The sequence below is a fragment of the Streptomyces sp. genome, from assembly GCF_036566765.1.
Lineage (GTDB): Bacteria > Actinomycetota > Actinomycetes > Streptomycetales > Streptomycetaceae > Streptomyces.
Genome location: NZ_DATCVQ010000287.1, coordinates 1 through 17,852 on the forward strand (window position 1 = coordinate 1; position 17,852 = coordinate 17,852).

Below are 17,852 nucleotides of genomic sequence, written 5' to 3' on the forward strand. Positions count from 1 at the left end.
ACCGCCGGTGAGCCGGCCGCCCGGGGCGCCGGAGCCCTGCGGGACCTGGCCCTGGCCGCCGCCCTGCTTGGGCGCGGGCTTCCGGCCGCCCTGGGCGACGTCCACGGGGAGCATGACGAGCGCGGTGGTGCCGCCCGAGTCGGACGGGCGCAGCTGGATCCGGATGCCGTGTCGCAGGGACAGGCGGCCGACCACGAACAGACCCATGCGGCGGGAGACCGAGACGTCCACGGTGGGCGGCGACGCGAGCCGCTCGTTGATCGCGGCGAGGTCCTCGGGGGAGAGGCCGATGCCGGTGTCGTGGATCTCGACCAGGACGCGGCCGTCGGGCAGCGCGTGACCGGTGACGCGGACCTTGGTCTGCGGCGAGGAGAACGAGGTGGCGTTCTCGAGAAGCTCGGCGAGCAGGTGCACGAGGTCGTTGACGACGCGGCCGGCGACCTCGGTCGCGGGGACCGCCGCCAGCTCGATGCGCTCGTACTGCTCCACCTCGGACGCGGCGGCGCGCAGGACGTCGACCAGCGGGACCGGGCGGGTCCAGCGGCGGCCCGGCTCCTCGCCGGCGAGGACGAGGAGGTTCTCGCCGTTCCGGCGCATACGGGTCGCGAGGTGGTCGAGCTTGAAGAGCGAGGAGAGCTGGTCCGGGTCGGCCTCGCGGGACTCCAGCTCGGAGATGAGCGAGAGCTGACGCTGGATGAGGCCCTGCGAGCGGCGCGAGAGGTTGGTGAACATCGCGTTGACGTTGCCCCGCAGAAGGGCCTGCTCGGCGGCGAGGCGGACCGCCTCGCGGTGCACGTCGTCGAAGGCCGCGGCCACCTGGCCGATCTCGTCCCGGGAGTGCACGCCGACGGACTCGACGGAGGTGTCGACGTCCTGCGGGTCGGTCTCGGAGAGCTGCTTGACCAGCTCGGGCAGGCGTTCCTGGGCGACCTTGGTCGCGGTGTCCTGGAGCCGGCGCAGCGAGCGGATCATGGAGCGGGCCACGACGAAGGCGCCGACGAGGGAGACGCCGAGGACAAGCAGGATCAGCGCACCGTTGATGATCGCGTCGCGCTGCGACTCCTGCTTCAGCTCACGGGCCTTGGTCTCCATCTTGTTGAGCAGGTCGGCCTCGATCCGGCTCATGGCCTCGATCTTGGTGCCGTACTCGTCGGTGAAGTCCAGGTAGCCGCGCTTGTTCGCCGAGGCCGACAGGCCGTTGTCGGTGCTGAGCACACGCTCGGCGTACGTGCCCGCGGCCACGATCGACGGGTTGCCGGTCTTCAGGGTCTCGGTGAGCTCGGCGGCGTTGCCGCCGGTGGACTCGTAGATCCTCTGGAAGCGGTCGAGGGCGGCCTTCTCGGAGTTCCGGGCGGCCTCGGCGTACAGGCGGTCCTGCCGGTCGAGCTGGCCGGTCTGCTGGCCGGTCGCGGGCAGCGCGGCGGCGATGATCGCCTGCTGGATGGAGGCGTACTCCTTGGCCTGCGAGAACGCGGCCAGGGCACGCGTCCGCTTGATCATCTCGGGGTTGCTGGTCGCCTGCGCCATGTCCTGGGAGAGGCTGAGCAGCGAGTCGATGATCCGGCTGTAGCCCTCGACCGTCTGCGAGGTCGGCTCGTTGCTCCTGTACGCGCTCTGGCGCAGGCTCTCCAGCCCGACGACCTGCTGGGCGATGGAGTTGGCGTTGGAGCGGATGCTCTCCAGCGCGTCGTCGCCCATCGTGTCGCCGATGTCGCTGGTCGCGTCGAGGAAGGCCTTGCGGGCGCGGTCGGTCTTCTTGCGCGGGTCGGAGACCTTGAACTCGTTGGGGGAGGTGCCGTGCGAGAGCGGGCCGGCGGAGAGGTCGCGCTCGGCCTGGAGGGCCTCGGCGAGGTCCGTGGCCTCCTTGGTCATCTTGGTCAGCAGCTGCATGTGCTCCAGCGCCTCCATGTCCTGGAGGGATTCGTTGATACGAATCCCGCCCAGGGTGGTGGCGGCGACCACGGGCAGGGCGAGCAGGGAGACCAGACGCGTCGAGATGCGCCAGTTGCGCAGGGCTATTCGCGAGCCGGTGTCCGAAGGCCCCTTGGGCTTCGGATCGGCCTTGGCCTTGGGCTCGGTCGCACCGGCGCCGGCGGTCGTGCCGCGCTTCGCGGGGTCACCGCCCTCGCCGGCCGCACCCTGACCCGGGTTCGGAGTGTGCTGGGGCGAGGAGCCACGGTCGGTCCCGCCGCGCGGCTCCTGTTCCGCCGCGCTGCTGCCATCCCTCTTGAATCGTCCCTGCACTAGCGTCGCAACCTCTGGACCAGGCGTCCCCCGCGTGAACGGAATGGACGGTGTCGGCGTCGTGGGGTGCAGAGCTGCACCCCATGGTGGTCGTCGTTGACCGGCGCAGTTCCCCCTCCCCGCCGCTCGCTCGGCGCTGTTCTGCGCCCCCTGCGCGCCGGTCTGCGAACCCGCGGCGGTGCGTGGAATTCCAGCACAGTGCCGGATCTCCAACAAGAGCCGTGCCATGGGTGGCGAAGCTCATGACAACGCGTGAACATTGCGTCACGCGCAGTAGAAGATGATCGCGGAGAAACCGGACTTTTCTCTACCAAACGGCGACAGTGGTCGAGTGTCCCAGTCGCCATGATCAGGAGCGGAATAACGCATTCACGTACGCAATGTCCGTTTCTGCGACCTTGAATGACGGCCCGCAATGTCGGAATTTTCCCACCAGTGGTGAGCAAACTCACACGTAGATCGTTGCGTATTCCATGTATTCGAAGGGGATCAAGTGTTTAGCCTGACGCTTTACAAACGACGCCGCTCTGTAGAGGTCTGACACCCGCGATGAAGACGACGATGCTCCTGCGCCCCACCGCCAACCCCCGCCGCACCACGCTGATGCACCTGGCGGACGCCGAGCAGCTGGAGCGGGGCGCGCAGCCCGAGCACGCCGTCGAGCTCCCGACCCAGACCGCCAACCCGCGCCGCACCATCCTGATGGACGCCCCGGAGCCCGTCGCCGCCGGGTAATACGGCAGGCCGTCCCCCTTGCCGCGTTAGCCTGGAGCGTCAGACTCCAGCCAGCACCAGTGAGGGGCGACAGCACGCGTGCGCATCGCCAGATTCTCCATCGACGGCAATGTCGCCTTCGGCGCCGTCGAGGGCGAAGGCCCGGACGGCCTCGTCCTCGACATCATCAAGGGCATCCCGTACACCGACTTCGAGCTCAGCGGGACCAAGGTGCCGCTCAGCAAGGTACGGCTGCTGCCCCCCGTGCTCCCCAACAAGGTCGTGGCCGTCGGCCGCAACTACGCGGAGCACGCCGCCGAACTCGGCAACGAGGTCCCCGAGGCCCCGCTCACCTTCTTCAAGCCGACCACCTCGGTGATCGGCTCCGGTGACGCCATCGAGTACCCCTCCTTCTCCGACGAACTGCACTACGAGGCCGAACTGGCCGTGGTCATCGGCCGGATGTGCCGGGAGGTGCCGCGCGAGCGCGTGAAGGACGTCGTCTTCGGCTACACCTGCGCCAACGACGTCACCGCCCGCGACGTCCAGAAGCGGGAGAAGCAGTGGGCCCGCGCCAAGGGCTTCGACACCTCCTGCCCGCTGGGCCCCTGGGTGGAGACCGACCTCGACCCCGCCGACGTCACCATCCAGTGCACGGTCAACGGCGAGCAACGCCAGCTGGGTCGTACGAGCGACATGATCCGCTCCATCGAGGACCTGGTCGTCCACATCACCGAGGCCATGACGCTGCTCCCCGGAGACGTCATCCTCACCGGCACCCCCGCCGGGGTCGGCCCCCTCAACGTCGGCGACGAGGTCGCCGTCACCATTCAAGGCATCGGCACTCTCACCAACAAGGTGATCAAGCGTGGCTAACGCGAACATCCGCGTCCGTTTCTGTCCCTCGCCGACCGGCAACCCCCACGTGGGCCTGGTCCGCACCGCCCTGTTCAACTGGGCCTGGGCCCGGCACAACCAGGGCACCATGGTCTTCCGCATCGAGGACACCGACGCGGCCCGCGACTCCGAGGAGTCGTACAACCAGCTGCTCGACTCGCTGCGCTGGCTCGGCCTCGACTGGGACGAGGGCCCGGAGATCGGCGGCCCGCACGCCCCGTACCGCCAGTCGCAGCGGATGGACATCTACCGGGACGTCGCGGAGAAGCTGCTCGACGGCGGGTACGCCTACCACTGCTTCTGCACCGCCGTGGAGCTGGAAGCCCGTCGCGACGCGGCCCGCCTGGCCGGCAAGCCCTCCGGCTACGACGGCACCTGCCGCAACCTGAGCGCCGAGCGCATCGAGCGGTACCGCGCCGAGGACCGTGAGTCGATCGTCCGCTTCAAGATGCCCGACGAGCCGATCACCTTCACCGACCTGGTCCGCGGCGAGATGACCTTCACCCCGGACAACGTCCCGGACTACGGCATCGTGCGCGCCAACGGCGCCCCGCTGTACACCCTGGTCAACCCGGTCGACGACGCGCTGATGGAGATCACCCACGTCCTGCGCGGCGAGGACCTGCTCTCCTCCACCCCGCGGCAGATCGCGCTCTACAAGGCGCTGATCGAGCTCGGCGTCGCCAAGGAGATCCCGGCCTTCGGCCACCTGCCGTACGTGATGGGCGAGGGCAACAAGAAGCTCTCCAAGCGCGACCCGCAGGCCTCCCTCAACCTCTACCGGGAGCGCGGCTTCCTGCGCGAGGGCCTGCTGAACTACCTCTCCCTCCTGGGCTGGTCGTTCTCGGCGGACCAGGACATCTTCACCGTCGAGCAGATGGTCGAGAAGTTCGACCTCGCCGACGTCAACGCCAACCCGGCGCGCTTCGACCTCAAGAAGGCCGAGTCGATCAACGCCGACCACATCCGCATGATGGACGTGAAGGCCTTCGCCGAGGCCTGCGAGCCCTGGCTGCAGGCCCCGCACGCCAACTGGGCCCCCGAGGACTTCGACCGGGCCGCCTGGGAGCGGATCGCCCCGTACGCCCAGACCCGCCTGACCGTCCTGTCGGACATCACGGCCAACGTCGACTTCCTGTTCCGCAGCGAGCCGGTCGAGGACGAGGCGTCTTGGCAGAAGGCCATGAAGGAGGGCTCCGACGCCCTCCTGCGCACCGCCCGCGCCACGCTGGAGGCCGCGGACTGGAACGACCCGGAGTCCCTCAAGAGCGCGGTCCTGGCCGCCGGCGAGGAGCACGGCCTCAAGCTCGGCAAGGCCCAGGCCCCGGTCCGCGTAGCCGTCACCGGCCGCACGGTCGGTCTCCCGCTCTTCGAGTCCCTGGAGATCCTGGGCAAGGAGAAGACCCTCGCCCGCATCGACGCGACGCTGGCGAAGCTGGCCGCGTAAGGGTTCCGGTACGCGAAGAGGGGCGTCGGCCATGCGGCCGACGCCCCTCATCGCGTGAACCCCCGAACCCCCAGCCGGTGGCCGGGTACGGTCGTCGTATGGCCATCCAAGCGATCGTCTGGGACATCGATGACACCCTCTTCGACTACGCCACAGCCGATCTGGCCGGCATGCGCGCTCACCTCACGGCCGAGGGCCTGATGGGCGGATTCGACTCCGTCGACCAGGCCCTTCGTCGTTGGCAGGAGCTCACGACCTTGCACTGGCGGCGCTTCGAGGCCGGCGGGGTGGACTTTCTGGAGACGCGGCGCGATCGGGTGCGGGACTTCCTGGGGGAGCCGGGGACGACCGCGGCCGGGGCCGACGAGTGGTTCGAGCGGTACGTGGCGTACTACGAGGCCGCCTGGGAGCTGTTCCCCGACACCCTCCCCGTGCTCGACCTGCTCGCCGGTGATTACCGTCACGCCGTCCTGTCGAACTCCAGCATCCGCAACCAGGACCACAAGCTCCGCGTCCTCGGCGTACGGGACCGGTTCGAGGCCGTCCTGTGCGCCGTGGAGTTGGGGGTCGCCAAGCCCGCCCCCGAGGCCTTCCACGCAGCCTGTGCGGCCCTGGGGCTGCCCCCGGAGGACGTCGCGTACGTCGGCGACCAACCGGACATCGACGCCCGCGGGGCGGCCGAGGCGGGGCTCACCGGCATCTGGCTGGACCGCGCCGACGCCGGCGGGCGGCCCGAGCTGACCCGTATCACCGACCTTCACCAGCTCCCCGGACTCCTGCGCGGGGATACCCGTTTTGGAGCGCCGGAGACCTTCGGGTAATGTTCTTCCTGCGCCGAGGGGAGCAAGCCGAAAGGCAGAACCCCCCGAAGCACAACCCGAACAAGATCCCCCACGGCGGGGATCGAGTTTTGGTGGCCTATGGTGTAATTGGCAGCACGACTGATTCTGGTTCAGTTAGTCTAGGTTCGAGTCCTGGTAGGCCAGCTCGCAGAGCTCATCTGCATGTACGCGGATCTCATCCGCAAAGCCCCCGTTGTGTAGCGGCCTAGCACGCTGCCCTCTCAAGGCAGTAGCGCCGGTTCGAATCCGGTCGGGGGTACAGATCCTTCCCGCGGGATCATCTGGGTCGCACCCGATGAACCTGATGCAGGATCGCTAGGGCCCCCGTTGTGTAGCGGCCTAGCACGCCGCCCTCTCAAGGCGGTAGCGCCGGTTCGAATCCGGTCGGGGGTACTGGTTCACACCACCATGGCCTATGGTGTAATTGGCAACACTACGGTTTCTGGTACCGTCATTCTAGGTTCGAGTCCTGGTAGGCCAGCTCGCGGAGCTTATCCGCAAAGCCCCCGTTGTGTAGCGGCCTAGCACGCCGCCCTCTCAAGGCGGTAGCGCCGGTTCGAATCCGGTCGGGGGTACGCATCGAGGAAGCCCTTCCCTTCGGGGGAGGGCTTCCTCGCGTTGTGGACGACTCCGTACCCGACTCCGTACACAACTCCGGCCCACCGCTGCGGCGTTGAAGCGGTGGGCCGGGAACGAACAGGAAAGAACTGAACAGGGTCAGCCGGTGCGGCGCAGAGCCTCGGAGAGGCGGGCGGCCGCGTCGATGACCGCCTGGGCGTGCATGCGGCCCGGGTGGCGGGTGAGGCGCTCGATCGGTCCGGAGACCGAGACGGCGGCCACCACACGGTTCGAGGGGCCCCGCACGGGCGCCGAGACGGACGCGACGCCCGGCTCGCGCTCGCCGATCGACTGGGCCCAGCCGCGGCGCCGTACGCCCGACAGGGCCGTCGCCGTGAAGCGGGCCCCCTGGAGGCCGCGGTGCAGCCGCTCGGGCTCCTCCCAGGCCATCAGGATCTGTGCCGAGGAGCCGGCCTTCATGGTCAGCGTCGAGCCGACCGGGACGGTGTCCCGAAGGCCGGACAGTCGCTCGGCCGCCGCGACGCAGATGCGCATGTCGCCCTGGCGCCGGTAGAGCTGCGCGCTCTCGCCGGTGACGTCGCGCAGATGCGTCAGCACCGGCCCGGCCGTGGCGAGCAGACGGTCCTCGCCGGCCGCGGCGGCGAGCTCCGCCAGCCGCGGTCCGAGGATGAACCGGCCCTGCATGTCACGGGCCACCATCCGGTGGTGTTCCAAAGCCACGGCCAGTCGGTGTGCCGTGGGTCGTGCGAGTCCCGTCGCCGCGACCAGACCTGCGAGGGTGGCCGGACCGGACTCCAGGGCGCTCAGGACAAGGGCTGCCTTGTCGAGAACGCCCACGCCGCTAGAGTTGTCCATGAAACGATATTCGCGTCTCACTCTGTGAAACGCAAGTTCAATTTTCCCGGGATCTTGCGACCCTGGTGATGCGGCCGCACAACGGCCCGCGAACACGGGTCTCTAGTTGTGCCGGCGTATACGTCGGCCGGAGGGAAAGCGATGGGTAGGACACTCGCGGAGAAGGTCTGGGACGACCACGTCGTCCGGCGCGCCGAGGGCGAGCCCGACCTCCTCTTCATCGATCTGCACCTGCTGCACGAGGTGACCAGCCCGCAGGCCTTCGACGGTCTCCGGCAGAACGGCCGGCAGGTCCGGCGCCTCGACCTCACCATCGCCACCGAGGACCACAACACCCCGACCCTCGACATCGACAAGCCGATCGCCGACCCGGTCTCCCGCGCCCAGTTGGAGACCCTGCGGAAGAACTGCGCCGAGTTCGGCGTCCGGCTGCACCCGCTGGGCGACGTCGAGCAGGGCGTCGTCCACGTCGTGGGACCGCAGCTGGGCCTGACCCAGCCGGGCACCACCGTGGTCTGCGGCGACTCGCACACCTCCACGCACGGCGCCTTCGGCGCGCTGGCCTTCGGCATCGGCACCAGCCAGGTCGAGCACGTGCTGGCCACCCAGACGCTGCCGCTGGCCCGCCCGAAGACCATGGCGATCACCGTCGACGGCGAGCTGCCCGAGGACGTCACCGCCAAGGACCTGATCCTGGCGATCATCACCAAGATCGGCACCGGCGGCGGCCAGGGCTACATCCTGGAGTACCGCGGTTCCGCCATCGAGAAGCTCTCGATGGAGGCCCGGATGACCATCTGCAACATGTCGATCGAGGCCGGCGCCCGCGCGGGCATGATCGCCCCCGACGAGACCACCTTCGCGTACCTGAAGGGCCGCGCCCACGCCCCCGAGGGCGAGGACTGGGACGCCGCCGTCGCGTACTGGAAGACCCTGAAGAGCGACGAGGACGCCGTCTTCGACGCCGAGGTCGTCATCGAGGCCGCCGAGCTGGCGCCGTTCGTCACCTGGGGCACCAACCCCGGCCAGGGCGCGCCGCTTTCGGCGAACGTCCCCGACCCGGCTTCGTACGAAGACGCTTCGGAGCGCTTGGCCGCCGAAAAGGCCCTGGAGTACATGGGGTTGACCGCCGGGCAGCCGCTGCGGGACATCGAGGTCGACACCGTCTTCGTAGGTTCCTGCACCAACGGCCGCATCGAGGACCTGCGCAACGCGGCCGCCCTGCTGGAGGGCCGCAAGGTCGCCGACGGCGTCCGCATGCTGGTCGTCCCCGGCTCGGTGCGGGTCGCCCTGCAGGCCGTCGAGGAGGGCCTGGACAAGGTCTTCAAGGAGGCCGGCGCCGAGTGGCGACACGCGGGCTGCTCGATGTGTCTGGGCATGAACCCCGACCAACTGGCTCCCGGCGAGCGCTCCGCGTCCACCTCCAACCGCAACTTCGAGGGCCGGCAGGGCAAGGGCGGCCGGACCCACCTGGTCTCGCCCCAGGTCGCCGCCGCCACCGCCGTACTGGGCCACCTGGCCTCCCCGGCCGATCTGTCCGACGTCGCCACCACCGCGGGGGTCTGAGGAACCATGGAAGCTTTCACCACGCACACCGGCCGGGCCGTCCCGCTGCGCCGCAGCAACGTCGACACCGACCAGATCATCCCGGCCCACTGGCTGAAGAAGGTCACCCGCGACGGCTTCGAGGACGGCCTGTTCGAGGCCTGGCGCAAGGACTCCGAGTTCGTCCTCAACCGCCCCGAGCGCCAGGGCGCGACGGTCCTGGTGGCCGGCCCCGACTTCGGCACCGGCTCCTCCCGTGAGCACGCCGTCTGGGCCCTGCAGAACTACGGCTTCCAGACCGTGATCTCGTCCCGCTTCGCCGACATCTTCCGCGGCAACTCGCTGAAGAACGGCCTGCTGACGGTCGTCCTGCCGCAGGAGACCGTGGACGCGCTCTGGGAGCTGACCGAGGCCGACCCGACCGCCGAGATCACCGTCGACCTGGAGCAGCGCAAGGTCCTGGCGGCCGGGATCGACGCCGACTTCGAGCTGGACGAGAACGCCCGCTGGCGTCTGCTGAACGGGCTGGACGACATCAGCCTCACCCTTCAGAACGAAGCCGACATCGCCGCCTACGAGGCCGGTCGACCGGCCTTCAAGCCCCGTACAATTACGGTCTGAGCAGCGGTTTTCCATCACTGCGCCCTCCACCTCCGGGTGGGGGGCGCAGTGGCATGTTGAGCCCCCGTCGGGCGACAACTCGCCCTAGATGGCACAATCGGTGCATGGAAGGTGACAGCCAACTCGCGCTCTACGAGGCAGTCGCCGCCCGATTGAAGGAAGCGCACACGAAAGTGCGCGAACTGCAAGTCCCGGAGGGCGTAAGGATGGCGCTGTCCCGGAAGCTGCTGGTCGTCACGGCCGCGGCGAAGCACGATCTCGCGGACGCGGCAGCGCGTCTGGACCGGTTGATGAAGGACCTCGACGAGGGCCGATTCCCTGAAGGCGACTGACCACCGGAACTCCGCAACATCTGCACACCGTTGCGGCACTAGGGTGATTAGACCGTTTCGTGTTTGATTTGCGGTATATACATGCCTAACGTGCGAAAAAGCTTGAACACTTTCGTTCTGGCAATGTCTCCGAAGGGGAAGACGTGAACAAGGCGCAGCTCGTAGAAGCGATTGCCGACAAGATGGGCGGTCGCCAGCAGGCCGCCGATGCCGTCGACCACGTGCTCGACGCCATCGTGCGCGCCGTGGTCGGCGGGGACCGGGTCTCGGTCACCGGCTTCGGCTCGTTCGAGAAGGTCGACCGTCCCGCCCGCTACGCCCGCAACCCGCAGACGGGTGAGCGGGTGCGGGTCAAGAAGACCTCGGTTCCCCGCTTCCGCGCGGGTCAGGGCTTCAAGGACCTGGTCAGCGGCTCGAAGAAGCTCCCCAGGGGTGGCGAGGTCGCCGTCAAGAAGGCCCCCAAGGGCAGCCTGACCGGCGGCGCTTCCGCCACCGTGAAGAAGGCCGCGGCGAAGAAGGCCACCACGGCCAAGAAGGCCGCCGCGAAGAAGACCGTCGCCAAGAAGACGGTGGCGAAGAAGACCACCGCCGCCAAGAAGACGACCGCGGCGGCGAAGAAGACCACAGCGGCCGCCAAGAAGGCCGCCACGGCCAAGAAGGCGGCCCCCGCCAAGAAGGCCGCCACGGCCAAGAAGGCGACCGCCACCAAGACCGCGCCGGCGAAGAAGGCCACGGCGAAGAAGGCGCCGGCCAAGAAGACGACGGCGCGCAAGACCACCGCGAAGAAGACCACCGCCGCCCGCAAGAAGTAAGCGGCACAAGGTCCCAGGGCCACTCACGCGCCGGGCCGGGCTCCCCCCTGGGGAGCCCGGCCCGCGGCGTATCCGGAGGTCAGGCGGCGTACGCGAAGGTCGGAACGGCTAGAACGTCTGCAGCGTCACCAGTGTGATCCGCAGGCCCGCGCCCGCGCCCTCGGTCTCGATCCGCACCCGCTGCCCCGGGCGCAGCAGCCGCAGGCCGCCCGCGTCGAAGGCCGCGGCGTCGAACTCCACCGGGGTGCCGTCGTCGAGCAGCACACTGCCGCTGTGGGTCTCGGAGTCGTACGTGTACGCGGTCGCCTGCATGGGCCGCAGCCTAGCCGTTCGCCGGCGCCCAGCGGGCGGCCGTCCGCCGGCCGACACCCAAGGCCAGCGCCGCCGCCAGATCGTCGCCGGTGTCCACGTCCCGGCGGACCGAATCGACCCCCGCGAGCCGGATTTCGACCGCCCCCGTCGACAAATGCCGGCGGCGCGACGCACCCCCGAAAGCGGGGCGCAATTCGAACCCCGAATCGGCCGAAAGGAAAGTCGTACCGATATCGGCGGCGTCCGCGAGAAATGCCCGAGGGAATTGTTCGGCCGCCGCGAGCACCCGGTCCAGCTCGGCCGGCCGCAGCGCCGGGAGATCCGCGTTCAGCGTCGCCACCCGCGCCCCCGGCCGCCTCGCCCGCACCTCGCGCGCCCCGTGCGCCAGCGCCGCGTTGAGCCCGGCGGCGGGGGAGTCCGGCACGATCCGCGCCCCCAGTGCAGCCAGCGCCTTCGAGGCCAGCGGGTCGTCCGTGACGAGCACCACATCCCGCACCCGCGGGCACGTCAGCGCCGCCGCCACCGTGTCCTCGGCGAACGCCAGCGCCAGGCGGGGCCGCAGCCGCTCGCCCGCCGCCGCGGCGAGCCTGCTCTTCGCCAGCGCAAGGGGCTTCAGGGGTATGACCAGCGACCAGCCGCCGTCCGGATCGGTGTTCATCGCGGCCCATTGTGTCGCGGCCGCGCGGCGACCCGGAGGGCCGGGCTTCGGGGCGGGGCGTACCGTGTTCTCGACAGACCAGGAGCATGGGGCGACACTTGACCCCCTGCAAGCCAGTCCCAGAGGAAGGTGCACGAGTGTCCCGCCGCAGAATCGGCTTCTGGTACCGCCTGGCGGCGGTCATTGTGAAACCGCCGCTGGTGGTTCTGTTCAAGCGGGACTGGCGCGGAACGGAACACATCCCGGCCGACGGCGGCTTCATCACCGCGGTGAACCACAACTCGTATCTGGACCCGCTCTCGTACGCGCATTACCAGTACAACACCGGCCGGGTCCCGCGCCTCCTCGCCAAAGCCGCCCTCTTCAAGGGCTCGTTCGTCGGCATGATGCTCCGCAACACCGGACAGATCCCCGTCTACCGCGAGACCACGAACGCGCTGGACGCCTTCCGCGCCGCCGTCGACGCCATCGAGGGCGGCGAATGCGTCGCCTTCTACCCCGAGGGCACGCTCACCCGCGACCCCGACATGTGGCCGATGGCCGGCAAGACGGGCGCCGCCCGCGTCGCGCTGATCACCAAGGCCCCGGTGATCCCGGTCGCCCAGTGGGGCGCCAACCTCGCGATGCCGCCGTACGCCACGGAGAACAAGTTCAACCTGTTCCCCCGCAAGACGCTGATCGTGCAGGCCGGGCCGCCGGTCGACCTCTCCCGCTTCTACGGCCTGGAGCCCACGCCCGACGTCCTGCGCGAGGCGACCGAGGTCATCATGGCCGCGATCACCGAGCAGCTCGAGGACGTCCGCGGCGAGAAGGCGCCCCAGCGGCCGTACGACCACCGCCAGGCCCGGCTCGAACAGCGGCGCAAGGCCGCAGGAGAGGGAAGCAAGTGACTCGTCCCGTCAAGGCGGCTGTCTTCGGCACGGGATCGTGGGGCACGGCCTTCGGCATGGTCCTCGCCGACGCCGGCTGTCAGGTGGTCCTCTGGGGCCGTCGCGCCGAACTCGTCGACGCGATCAACACCACCCACACCAACCCGGACTACCTTCCGGGCGTCGAACTCCCGGCGAACCTGCGGGCCACTGTCGACCCCGCCGAGGCCGCCCGCGACGCCGACTTCACCGTCCTCGCCGTCCCCTCGCAGACCCTGCGCGGGAACCTCGCCGCCTGGGCGCCCGCGCTCGCCCCGGACACCGTCCTCGTCTCCCTGATGAAGGGCGTCGAACTCGGCACCGCCGAGCGCATGAGCGAGGTCATCATGGAGGTCGCCGACGTCCCCGCCGAGCGCGTGGCCGTCCTCACCGGCCCCAACCTGGCCAAGGAGATCGCCGCCCGGCAGCCCGCCGCCGCCGTCGTCGCCTGCGCCGACGAGTCGGTCGCCGAACGGCTCCAGGCCGCCTGCATGACCCCGTACTTCCGCCCGTACACCAACACCGACGTCGTCGGCTGCGAACTCGGCGGCGCGGTCAAGAACGTCATTGGCCTCGCCGTCGGCATCGCCGACGGCATGGGCCTCGGCGACAACTCCAAGGCCACGCTGATCACCCGCGGCCTCGCCGAGACCACCCGCCTCGGCCTCGCCATGGGCGCCGACCCGCTCACCTTCTCCGGCCTCGCCGGGCTCGGCGACCTGGTGGCCACCTGCTCCTCGCCGCTCTCCCGCAACAACACCTTCGGCACCAACCTGGGCCGCGGGATGACCGTGCAGGAGACCATCGCGGCCACCAAGCAGACCGCCGAGGGCGTCAAGTCCTGCGAGTCCGTGCTCGATCTGGGCCGCCGCCACGGCGTCGACATGCCCATCACCGAGACGGTCGTGTCGATCGTCCACGAGGGAAAGCCGCCGATCGTCGCGCTGAAGGAGCTCATGTCCCGCAGCGCGAAGGCCGAGCGCCGCTGACCGCACCGCTGATCGTGTGCGGGCTTGTGGGGGTTCCGGGAGGGTCCTCGGCCTCATCGGAGGCGCAAGGTACGCTCATCGCGATATGAGCGAGAACACCCAGAGCCCCCGCAAGCCGCGCGTGGCCGTCGTCTTCGGCGGACGCAGCTCGGAGCACGCCATCTCCGTCGTCACCGCCGGCGCCGTCCTGAGCGCCATCGACCGGGACAAGTACGACGTGCTGCCCATCGGCATCACCACCGACGGGCGCTGGGCGCTGACCGCCGACGCCCCCGAGCGGATGGCCATCGCCGACCGCGCGCTGCCGAACGTCGCCGACCTCGCCGAGTCCGAGCAGGGCGCCGTCGTCCTGTCCGTCGACCCGGCCAGCCGCGAGGTCGTGCTCACCGAGCCCGGCAACGTGCCCAGGGCCCTGGGCGAGGTCGACGTCGTCTTCCCGATGCTGCACGGCCCGTACGGCGAGGACGGCACCCTGCAGGGGCTCCTGGAGCTCTCCGGCGTCCCCTACGTCGGCGCGGGCGTGCTCGCCTCCGCCGTCGGCCAGGACAAGGAGTACATGAAGCGGGTGTTCACCTCCTTCGGGCTGCCGGTCGGCCCGTACGAGGTCATCCGCCCGCGGGAGTGGGAGCAGAACCCCGCGGCCGCCCGCAAGAAGATCGTCGAGTTCGCCGCCGACCACGGCTGGCCGCTCTTCGTGAAGCCGGCCCGCGGCGGCTCCTCCATGGGCATCACCAAGGTCGACGACCTCTCCGGCCTCGACGAGGCGATCGAGGAGGCCCGCCGGCACGACCCGAAGATCATCGTCGAGGCGCTGCTGCGCGGCCGCGAGATCGAGTGCGGCGTCCTGGAGTTCGAGGACGGCCCGCGCGCCAGCGTGCCCGCCGAGATCCCGCCGGTCACCGACCACGACTTCTACGACTTCGAGGCCAAGTACATCGACTCGGCCTCCGGCATCGTCCCCGCGCCGATCGGCGACGAGGCCACCGCCGAGATCCAGCGCCTCGCCGTCGCCGCGTACGAGGCCGTCTCCTGCGAGGGCCTGGTCCGCGCCGACTTCTTCCTCACCGAGGACGGCGAGTTCGTCATCAACGAGATCAACACCATGCCGGGCTTCACGCCGATCTCCATGTACCCGCGCATGTGGCAGGAGAGCGGCGTCTCCTACCCGGAGCTCGTCGACCGGCTCATCCAGGCCGCGCTGACCCGCTCCACGGGCCTGCGCTAGCCGCCGGAGCGGTCAGAGGCTCTCCGGCACGGTCTCGAGGACCGGCTCCGCCAGGCCGATCAGCGGGCCCGAGTCATGCATGAACCGCTCGTCCAGCGTCACCTCGATGTACGCCTTGCGGTACGTCGAGGTGAAGCGGGGCGCTCCGGAGTCCCGGACCTCCAGCATCCAGTTCACCCCGTTCACCTCGACGGCGTCCGCCTGGGGATCGGTCATCTTTTCGGGCCGCGGGACCCCGCAGCGCAGTACGATCGCCCCGTCCCCCCATGCAGCGGTCAGATCCGATTCCGGTTCCGCATCGTTCCGGTCGAACCCCGACAGGCTCCGCGGAAGCTCCTCGTGCAGCGCACGGCAGAAGGCGGCCTCCGCGGCCGGCGGACGGGGAACCGGGACCGACACCGTCGGGCCCGTGGAGGAACAGCCCGCGACGGCCAGCAGCAGCGCCGCGGCGACGGGCAGGCCGAAGGGCCGGTGGGAAGTCATCACCGGCCAAGGGTAGACGGGGGCTAGAGATGCACGATCGGACAGGTCAGGGTGCGGGTGATCCCCTCCACCTGCTGGACCTTGGCCACCACCATCCGGCCGAGCTCGTCGACCGTGTCCGCCTGAGCGCGGACGATCACGTCGTACGGACCCGTCACGTCCTCGGCCTGGATCACCCCCGGGATCTCGGAGATGGCGGCGGCGACCAGCGACGCCTTGCCCACCTCGGTCTGGATGAGGATGTACGCCTGTACCACGGAACCTCCAGGACGGCCACGACGATCGTTGCGGGGAAGAGAACCCGATGCAAAGGTTCGCCACGGTACCGCGTCGCCGCGCGCCGCGGGGAGACCCCCGCGCCGGGAGCGGCCCGCGGGGTGGCGTACGCAAGACAGAAGTTGACGGTCTACTCGACCGTACCCACGGCAGTGACGGCTCGCGACCGCAACGCAGGCCGGGCGGACACGGGCACGACGACACGAGGTGATACGCGGTGAAGGGCACAGTCGGCGAGTTGGGGGAGTTCGGGCTCATCAAGGAGCTCACCTCCCGGCTCACCGCCACCCCGGCGGTACGGATCGGCCCCGGTGACGACGCCGCGGTCGTCTCCGCGCCCGACCGGCGCGTGGTGGCCAGCACGGACATCCTGCTCGAAGGACGTCACTTCCGCCGCGACTGGTCGACGGCGTACGACGTGGGCCGCAAGGCGGCCGCGCAGAACCTCGCCGACATCGCGGCGATGGGCGCCGTGCCGACGGCACTGCTGCTCGGGCTCGTCGTCCCCGCCGAACTGCCGGTGACCTGGCCGGTCGAGCTCATGGACGGGCTGCGGGACGAGTGCCAGGTGGCCGGCGCGGCCGTCGTCGGCGGCGACGTCGTCCGCGGCGACACCATCACCGTCGCCATCACGGCCCTCGGCGACCTGCGCAACCACGAACCGGTCACCCGGGGCGGCGCCCAGCCCGGCGACGTCGTCGCGTACACCGGCTGGCTCGGCTGGTCCGCCGCCGGCTACGCGGTGCTCTCCCGCGGCTTCCGCTCCCCGCGCGCCTTCGTCGAGGCCCACCGCCGGCCCGAACCGCCGTACCACGCCGGCCCCGCCGCCGCCGGGCTCGGCGCGACCGCCATGTGCGACGTCAGCGACGGCCTGATCGCCGACCTCGGCCACATCGCCGAGGCCAGCAAGGTCCGCATCGACCTGCGCTCCGGGCTCATCGACATCCCCACCCAGATGCACGACATCGGCCAGGCCGTCGGCGTCGACCCGCTGCAGTGGGTGCTCACCGGCGGCGAGGACCACGCGATCGTCGCCACCTTCCCGCCGGACGTGAAGCTCCCCGCCCGCTGGAAGGTCATCGGCGAGGTCCTCAACCCCTCCGCCCTGCCGCAGGTCACCGTCGACGGCGCGCCCTGGCACACCAAGGGCGGCTGGGACCACTTCGGCGAGACCGAGTGAACCCCGTGCCGCCGCTCGTCCTGACCGTCGCCGGATCCGACTCCGGCGGCGGCGCCGGCATCCAGGCCGACCTCAAGACCATGCTCGCCCTCGGCGCCCACGGCATGAGCGTGATCACCGCCGTCACCGCGCAGAACTCCCGGGGCGTCCAAGGCGCCTGGGAGCTGCCCGAGGAGGCGGTACGGGCCCAGTACAGGGCCGTCGTCGACGACATCGGCGTCCAGGCCGTCAAGACCGGCATGCTCGCCTCGGCGCGGCTGGTGGAGACCGTCGCCGAACTTCTCGCCGACGTCGCCGCGCCCGTCGTCGTCGACCCGGTGGGCGTCTCCAAGCACGGAGATGCCCTGCTCGCCGCCTCGGCGCTCGACTCGGTGCGCACCAAGCTGCTGCCGGTCGCCACTGTCGCCACGCCCAACCTCGACGAGGTGGCGCAGCTCACGGGCGTGGTCGTGGAGCACGAGGACGATCTGCGGCGGGCCGCGGCGGCCGTCCTGGAGTACGGGCCGCGCTGGGCGCTGATCAAGGGCGGGCACCTGCCCGGCGACGCGCAGGCCGTCGACCTGCTCACCGACGGCGACGAGGAGCACTGGCTGCGCGCGCCCCGGCACGACAACCGGCACACCCACGGCACCGGCTGCACCCTCGCCTCGGCGGTCGCCGCCGGCCTGGCGAAGGGCCTGCCGGTGGTCGAGGCGGTGCGGGAGGCCAAGGCGTACGTGACCGGGGCGATCGCCGCCGGGTTCGCGCTGGGCGCGGGGATCGGGCCGGTCGACCACGGCTGGCGCTTCCGCGCCTAGCGGGCCGGAGGGTTTCGCGTCCGGGTTTCGCGTCCGGACATGGCAAAGGGCCGGTTCACCGAGGTGAACCGACCCTTCAAGGCAACCGCAGGGGCTGCGCTACGACGAAACGTCGGCGTTAGCGCGAGACCTTGCC

At 70.2% G+C, this 17,852-nt stretch carries 19 protein-coding genes and 5 tRNA genes; 18 read left to right on the forward strand and 6 right to left on the reverse strand.

Going from position 1 to position 17,852, the window contains the following annotated elements; all coding sequences use genetic code 11:
* On the reverse strand, nucleotides 1-2,244 hold a 2,244-nt coding region (locus VIU94_RS16155), incomplete at its 3' end, for a sensor histidine kinase (RefSeq protein WP_331912043.1).
* 549 nt (nucleotides 2,245-2,793) lie between these two features.
* On the opposite strand from VIU94_RS16155, the gene VIU94_RS16160 reads away from it, so the two are divergent.
* From VIU94_RS16160 to VIU94_RS16200, 9 genes are all read left to right on the forward strand, one after another.
* Nucleotides 2,794-2,979, forward strand: coding sequence for a hypothetical protein (locus VIU94_RS16160; protein ID WP_331912044.1), 186 nt, complete (start codon nucleotides 2,794-2,796; stop codon nucleotides 2,977-2,979).
* A 78-nt stretch (nucleotides 2,980-3,057) separates the two neighbouring features.
* Nucleotides 3,058-3,834: a fumarylacetoacetate hydrolase family protein gene (locus VIU94_RS16165; protein WP_331912046.1), complete on the forward strand. Its 777-nt coding sequence runs from the start codon at nucleotides 3,058-3,060 to the stop codon at nucleotides 3,832-3,834.
* Nucleotides 3,827-5,302 carry a glutamate--tRNA ligase gene (gene gltX / locus VIU94_RS16170; protein WP_331912048.1) on the forward strand — a complete coding sequence of 492 codons (1,476 nt, stop codon included), beginning with the start codon at nucleotides 3,827-3,829 and terminating at the stop codon, nucleotides 5,300-5,302. Before VIU94_RS16165 ends, gltX begins: the two co-directional genes overlap by 8 nt.
* Nucleotides 5,303-5,400: 98 nt before the next feature.
* Entirely contained in the window at nucleotides 5,401-6,123 is a 723-nt protein-coding gene (locus tag VIU94_RS16175; protein ID WP_331912050.1) for an HAD family hydrolase, read from the forward strand.
* Nucleotides 6,124-6,216: 93 nt separating this feature from the next.
* Nucleotides 6,217-6,288 (forward strand) — tRNA-Gln (locus VIU94_RS16180).
* 42 nt (nucleotides 6,289-6,330) lie between these two features.
* A tRNA-Glu gene (locus VIU94_RS16185) sits at nucleotides 6,331-6,403 on the forward strand.
* 61 nt (nucleotides 6,404-6,464) lie between these two features.
* Nucleotides 6,465-6,537, forward strand: a tRNA-Glu gene (locus tag VIU94_RS16190).
* Between the two features lie 16 nt (nucleotides 6,538-6,553).
* Nucleotides 6,554-6,625 (forward strand) — tRNA-Gln (locus VIU94_RS16195).
* 21 nt (nucleotides 6,626-6,646) lie between these two features.
* Nucleotides 6,647-6,719: transfer RNA gene (locus tag VIU94_RS16200), tRNA-Glu, on the forward strand.
* 142 nt (nucleotides 6,720-6,861) lie between these two features.
* On the opposite strand, the gene ndgR is transcribed toward VIU94_RS16200, so the two are convergent.
* Nucleotides 6,862-7,578 (reverse strand): IclR family transcriptional regulator NdgR, encoded by a 717-nt coding sequence (gene ndgR / locus VIU94_RS16205; RefSeq protein WP_015036427.1) that lies wholly within the window; start codon nucleotides 7,576-7,578, stop codon nucleotides 6,862-6,864.
* A gap of 141 nt (nucleotides 7,579-7,719) precedes the next feature.
* Here ndgR and leuC point away from each other — a divergent pair, with 141 nt between their 5' ends.
* The 4 genes from leuC (at nucleotide 7,720) to VIU94_RS16225 (ending at nucleotide 10,888) form a co-directional block, all read left to right on the forward strand.
* Nucleotides 7,720-9,144 carry a 3-isopropylmalate dehydratase large subunit gene (leuC, locus tag VIU94_RS16210; RefSeq protein WP_331912052.1) on the forward strand — a complete coding sequence of 475 codons (1,425 nt, stop codon included), beginning with the start codon at nucleotides 7,720-7,722 and terminating at the stop codon, nucleotides 9,142-9,144.
* Nucleotides 9,145-9,150: 6 nt separating this feature from the next.
* Nucleotides 9,151-9,744 carry a 3-isopropylmalate dehydratase small subunit gene (leuD, locus tag VIU94_RS16215; RefSeq protein WP_331912054.1) on the forward strand — a complete coding sequence of 198 codons (594 nt, stop codon included), beginning with the start codon at nucleotides 9,151-9,153 and terminating at the stop codon, nucleotides 9,742-9,744.
* A gap of 104 nt (nucleotides 9,745-9,848) precedes the next feature.
* Complete coding sequence (locus VIU94_RS16220) at nucleotides 9,849-10,076, forward strand: SCO5555 family protein (protein ID WP_331912056.1); 228 nt, start codon at nucleotides 9,849-9,851, stop codon at nucleotides 10,074-10,076.
* Nucleotides 10,077-10,219: 143 nt separating this feature from the next.
* The gene (locus VIU94_RS16225) at nucleotides 10,220-10,888 is read left to right on the forward strand and encodes an HU family DNA-binding protein (RefSeq protein ID WP_331912058.1); all 669 of its coding nucleotides are present in this window, start codon (nucleotides 10,220-10,222) and stop codon (nucleotides 10,886-10,888) included.
* A gap of 108 nt (nucleotides 10,889-10,996) precedes the next feature.
* On the opposite strand, the gene VIU94_RS16230 is transcribed toward VIU94_RS16225, so the two are convergent.
* Entirely contained in the window at nucleotides 10,997-11,200 is a 204-nt protein-coding gene (locus VIU94_RS16230) for a hypothetical protein (protein WP_331912060.1), read from the reverse strand.
* 10 nt (nucleotides 11,201-11,210) lie between these two features.
* Nucleotides 11,211-11,858: a 2-phospho-L-lactate guanylyltransferase gene (gene cofC / locus VIU94_RS16235; protein WP_331912062.1), complete on the reverse strand. Its 648-nt coding sequence runs from the start codon at nucleotides 11,856-11,858 to the stop codon at nucleotides 11,211-11,213.
* A 137-nt stretch (nucleotides 11,859-11,995) separates the two neighbouring features.
* On the opposite strand from cofC, the gene VIU94_RS16240 reads away from it, so the two are divergent.
* The 3 genes from VIU94_RS16240 to VIU94_RS16250 all read left to right on the forward strand — a co-directional run bounded on the left by VIU94_RS16240 (nucleotide 11,996) and on the right by VIU94_RS16250 (nucleotide 14,980).
* On the forward strand, nucleotides 11,996-12,748 hold the full coding sequence (locus tag VIU94_RS16240; protein ID WP_331912064.1) for a lysophospholipid acyltransferase family protein: 753 nt from the start codon (nucleotides 11,996-11,998) through the stop codon (nucleotides 12,746-12,748).
* The gene (locus VIU94_RS16245; RefSeq protein WP_331912066.1) at nucleotides 12,745-13,755 is read left to right on the forward strand and encodes an NAD(P)H-dependent glycerol-3-phosphate dehydrogenase; all 1,011 of its coding nucleotides are present in this window, start codon (nucleotides 12,745-12,747) and stop codon (nucleotides 13,753-13,755) included. Before VIU94_RS16240 ends, VIU94_RS16245 begins: the two co-directional genes overlap by 4 nt.
* Nucleotides 13,756-13,840: 85 nt before the next feature.
* Complete coding sequence (locus VIU94_RS16250; RefSeq protein ID WP_331912068.1) at nucleotides 13,841-14,980, forward strand: D-alanine--D-alanine ligase family protein; 1,140 nt, start codon at nucleotides 13,841-13,843, stop codon at nucleotides 14,978-14,980.
* Between the two features lie 12 nt (nucleotides 14,981-14,992).
* On the opposite strand, the gene VIU94_RS16255 is transcribed toward VIU94_RS16250, so the two are convergent.
* Together VIU94_RS16255 and VIU94_RS16260 are read right to left on the reverse strand one after the other, a co-directional pair.
* Nucleotides 14,993-15,463 carry a DUF3515 domain-containing protein gene (locus VIU94_RS16255; protein WP_331912074.1) on the reverse strand — a complete coding sequence of 157 codons (471 nt, stop codon included), beginning with the start codon at nucleotides 15,461-15,463 and terminating at the stop codon, nucleotides 14,993-14,995.
* 23 nt (nucleotides 15,464-15,486) lie between these two features.
* Nucleotides 15,487-15,720, reverse strand: a complete 234-nt coding sequence (locus VIU94_RS16260) for an Lrp/AsnC family transcriptional regulator (protein ID WP_318102882.1) — start codon at nucleotides 15,718-15,720, stop codon at nucleotides 15,487-15,489.
* Between the two features lie 236 nt (nucleotides 15,721-15,956).
* Between VIU94_RS16260 and VIU94_RS16265 the strand changes: the two genes are divergently transcribed.
* A complete protein-coding gene (locus VIU94_RS16265; protein WP_331912070.1) occupies nucleotides 15,957-16,919 on the forward strand; it encodes a thiamine-phosphate kinase in 963 nt (320 codons plus the stop codon).
* Between the two features lie 5 nt (nucleotides 16,920-16,924).
* Nucleotides 16,925-17,716, forward strand: a complete 792-nt coding sequence (gene thiD, locus VIU94_RS16270) for a bifunctional hydroxymethylpyrimidine kinase/phosphomethylpyrimidine kinase (RefSeq protein WP_331912072.1) — start codon at nucleotides 16,925-16,927, stop codon at nucleotides 17,714-17,716.
* Nucleotides 17,717-17,852: the final 136 nt, after the last annotated feature.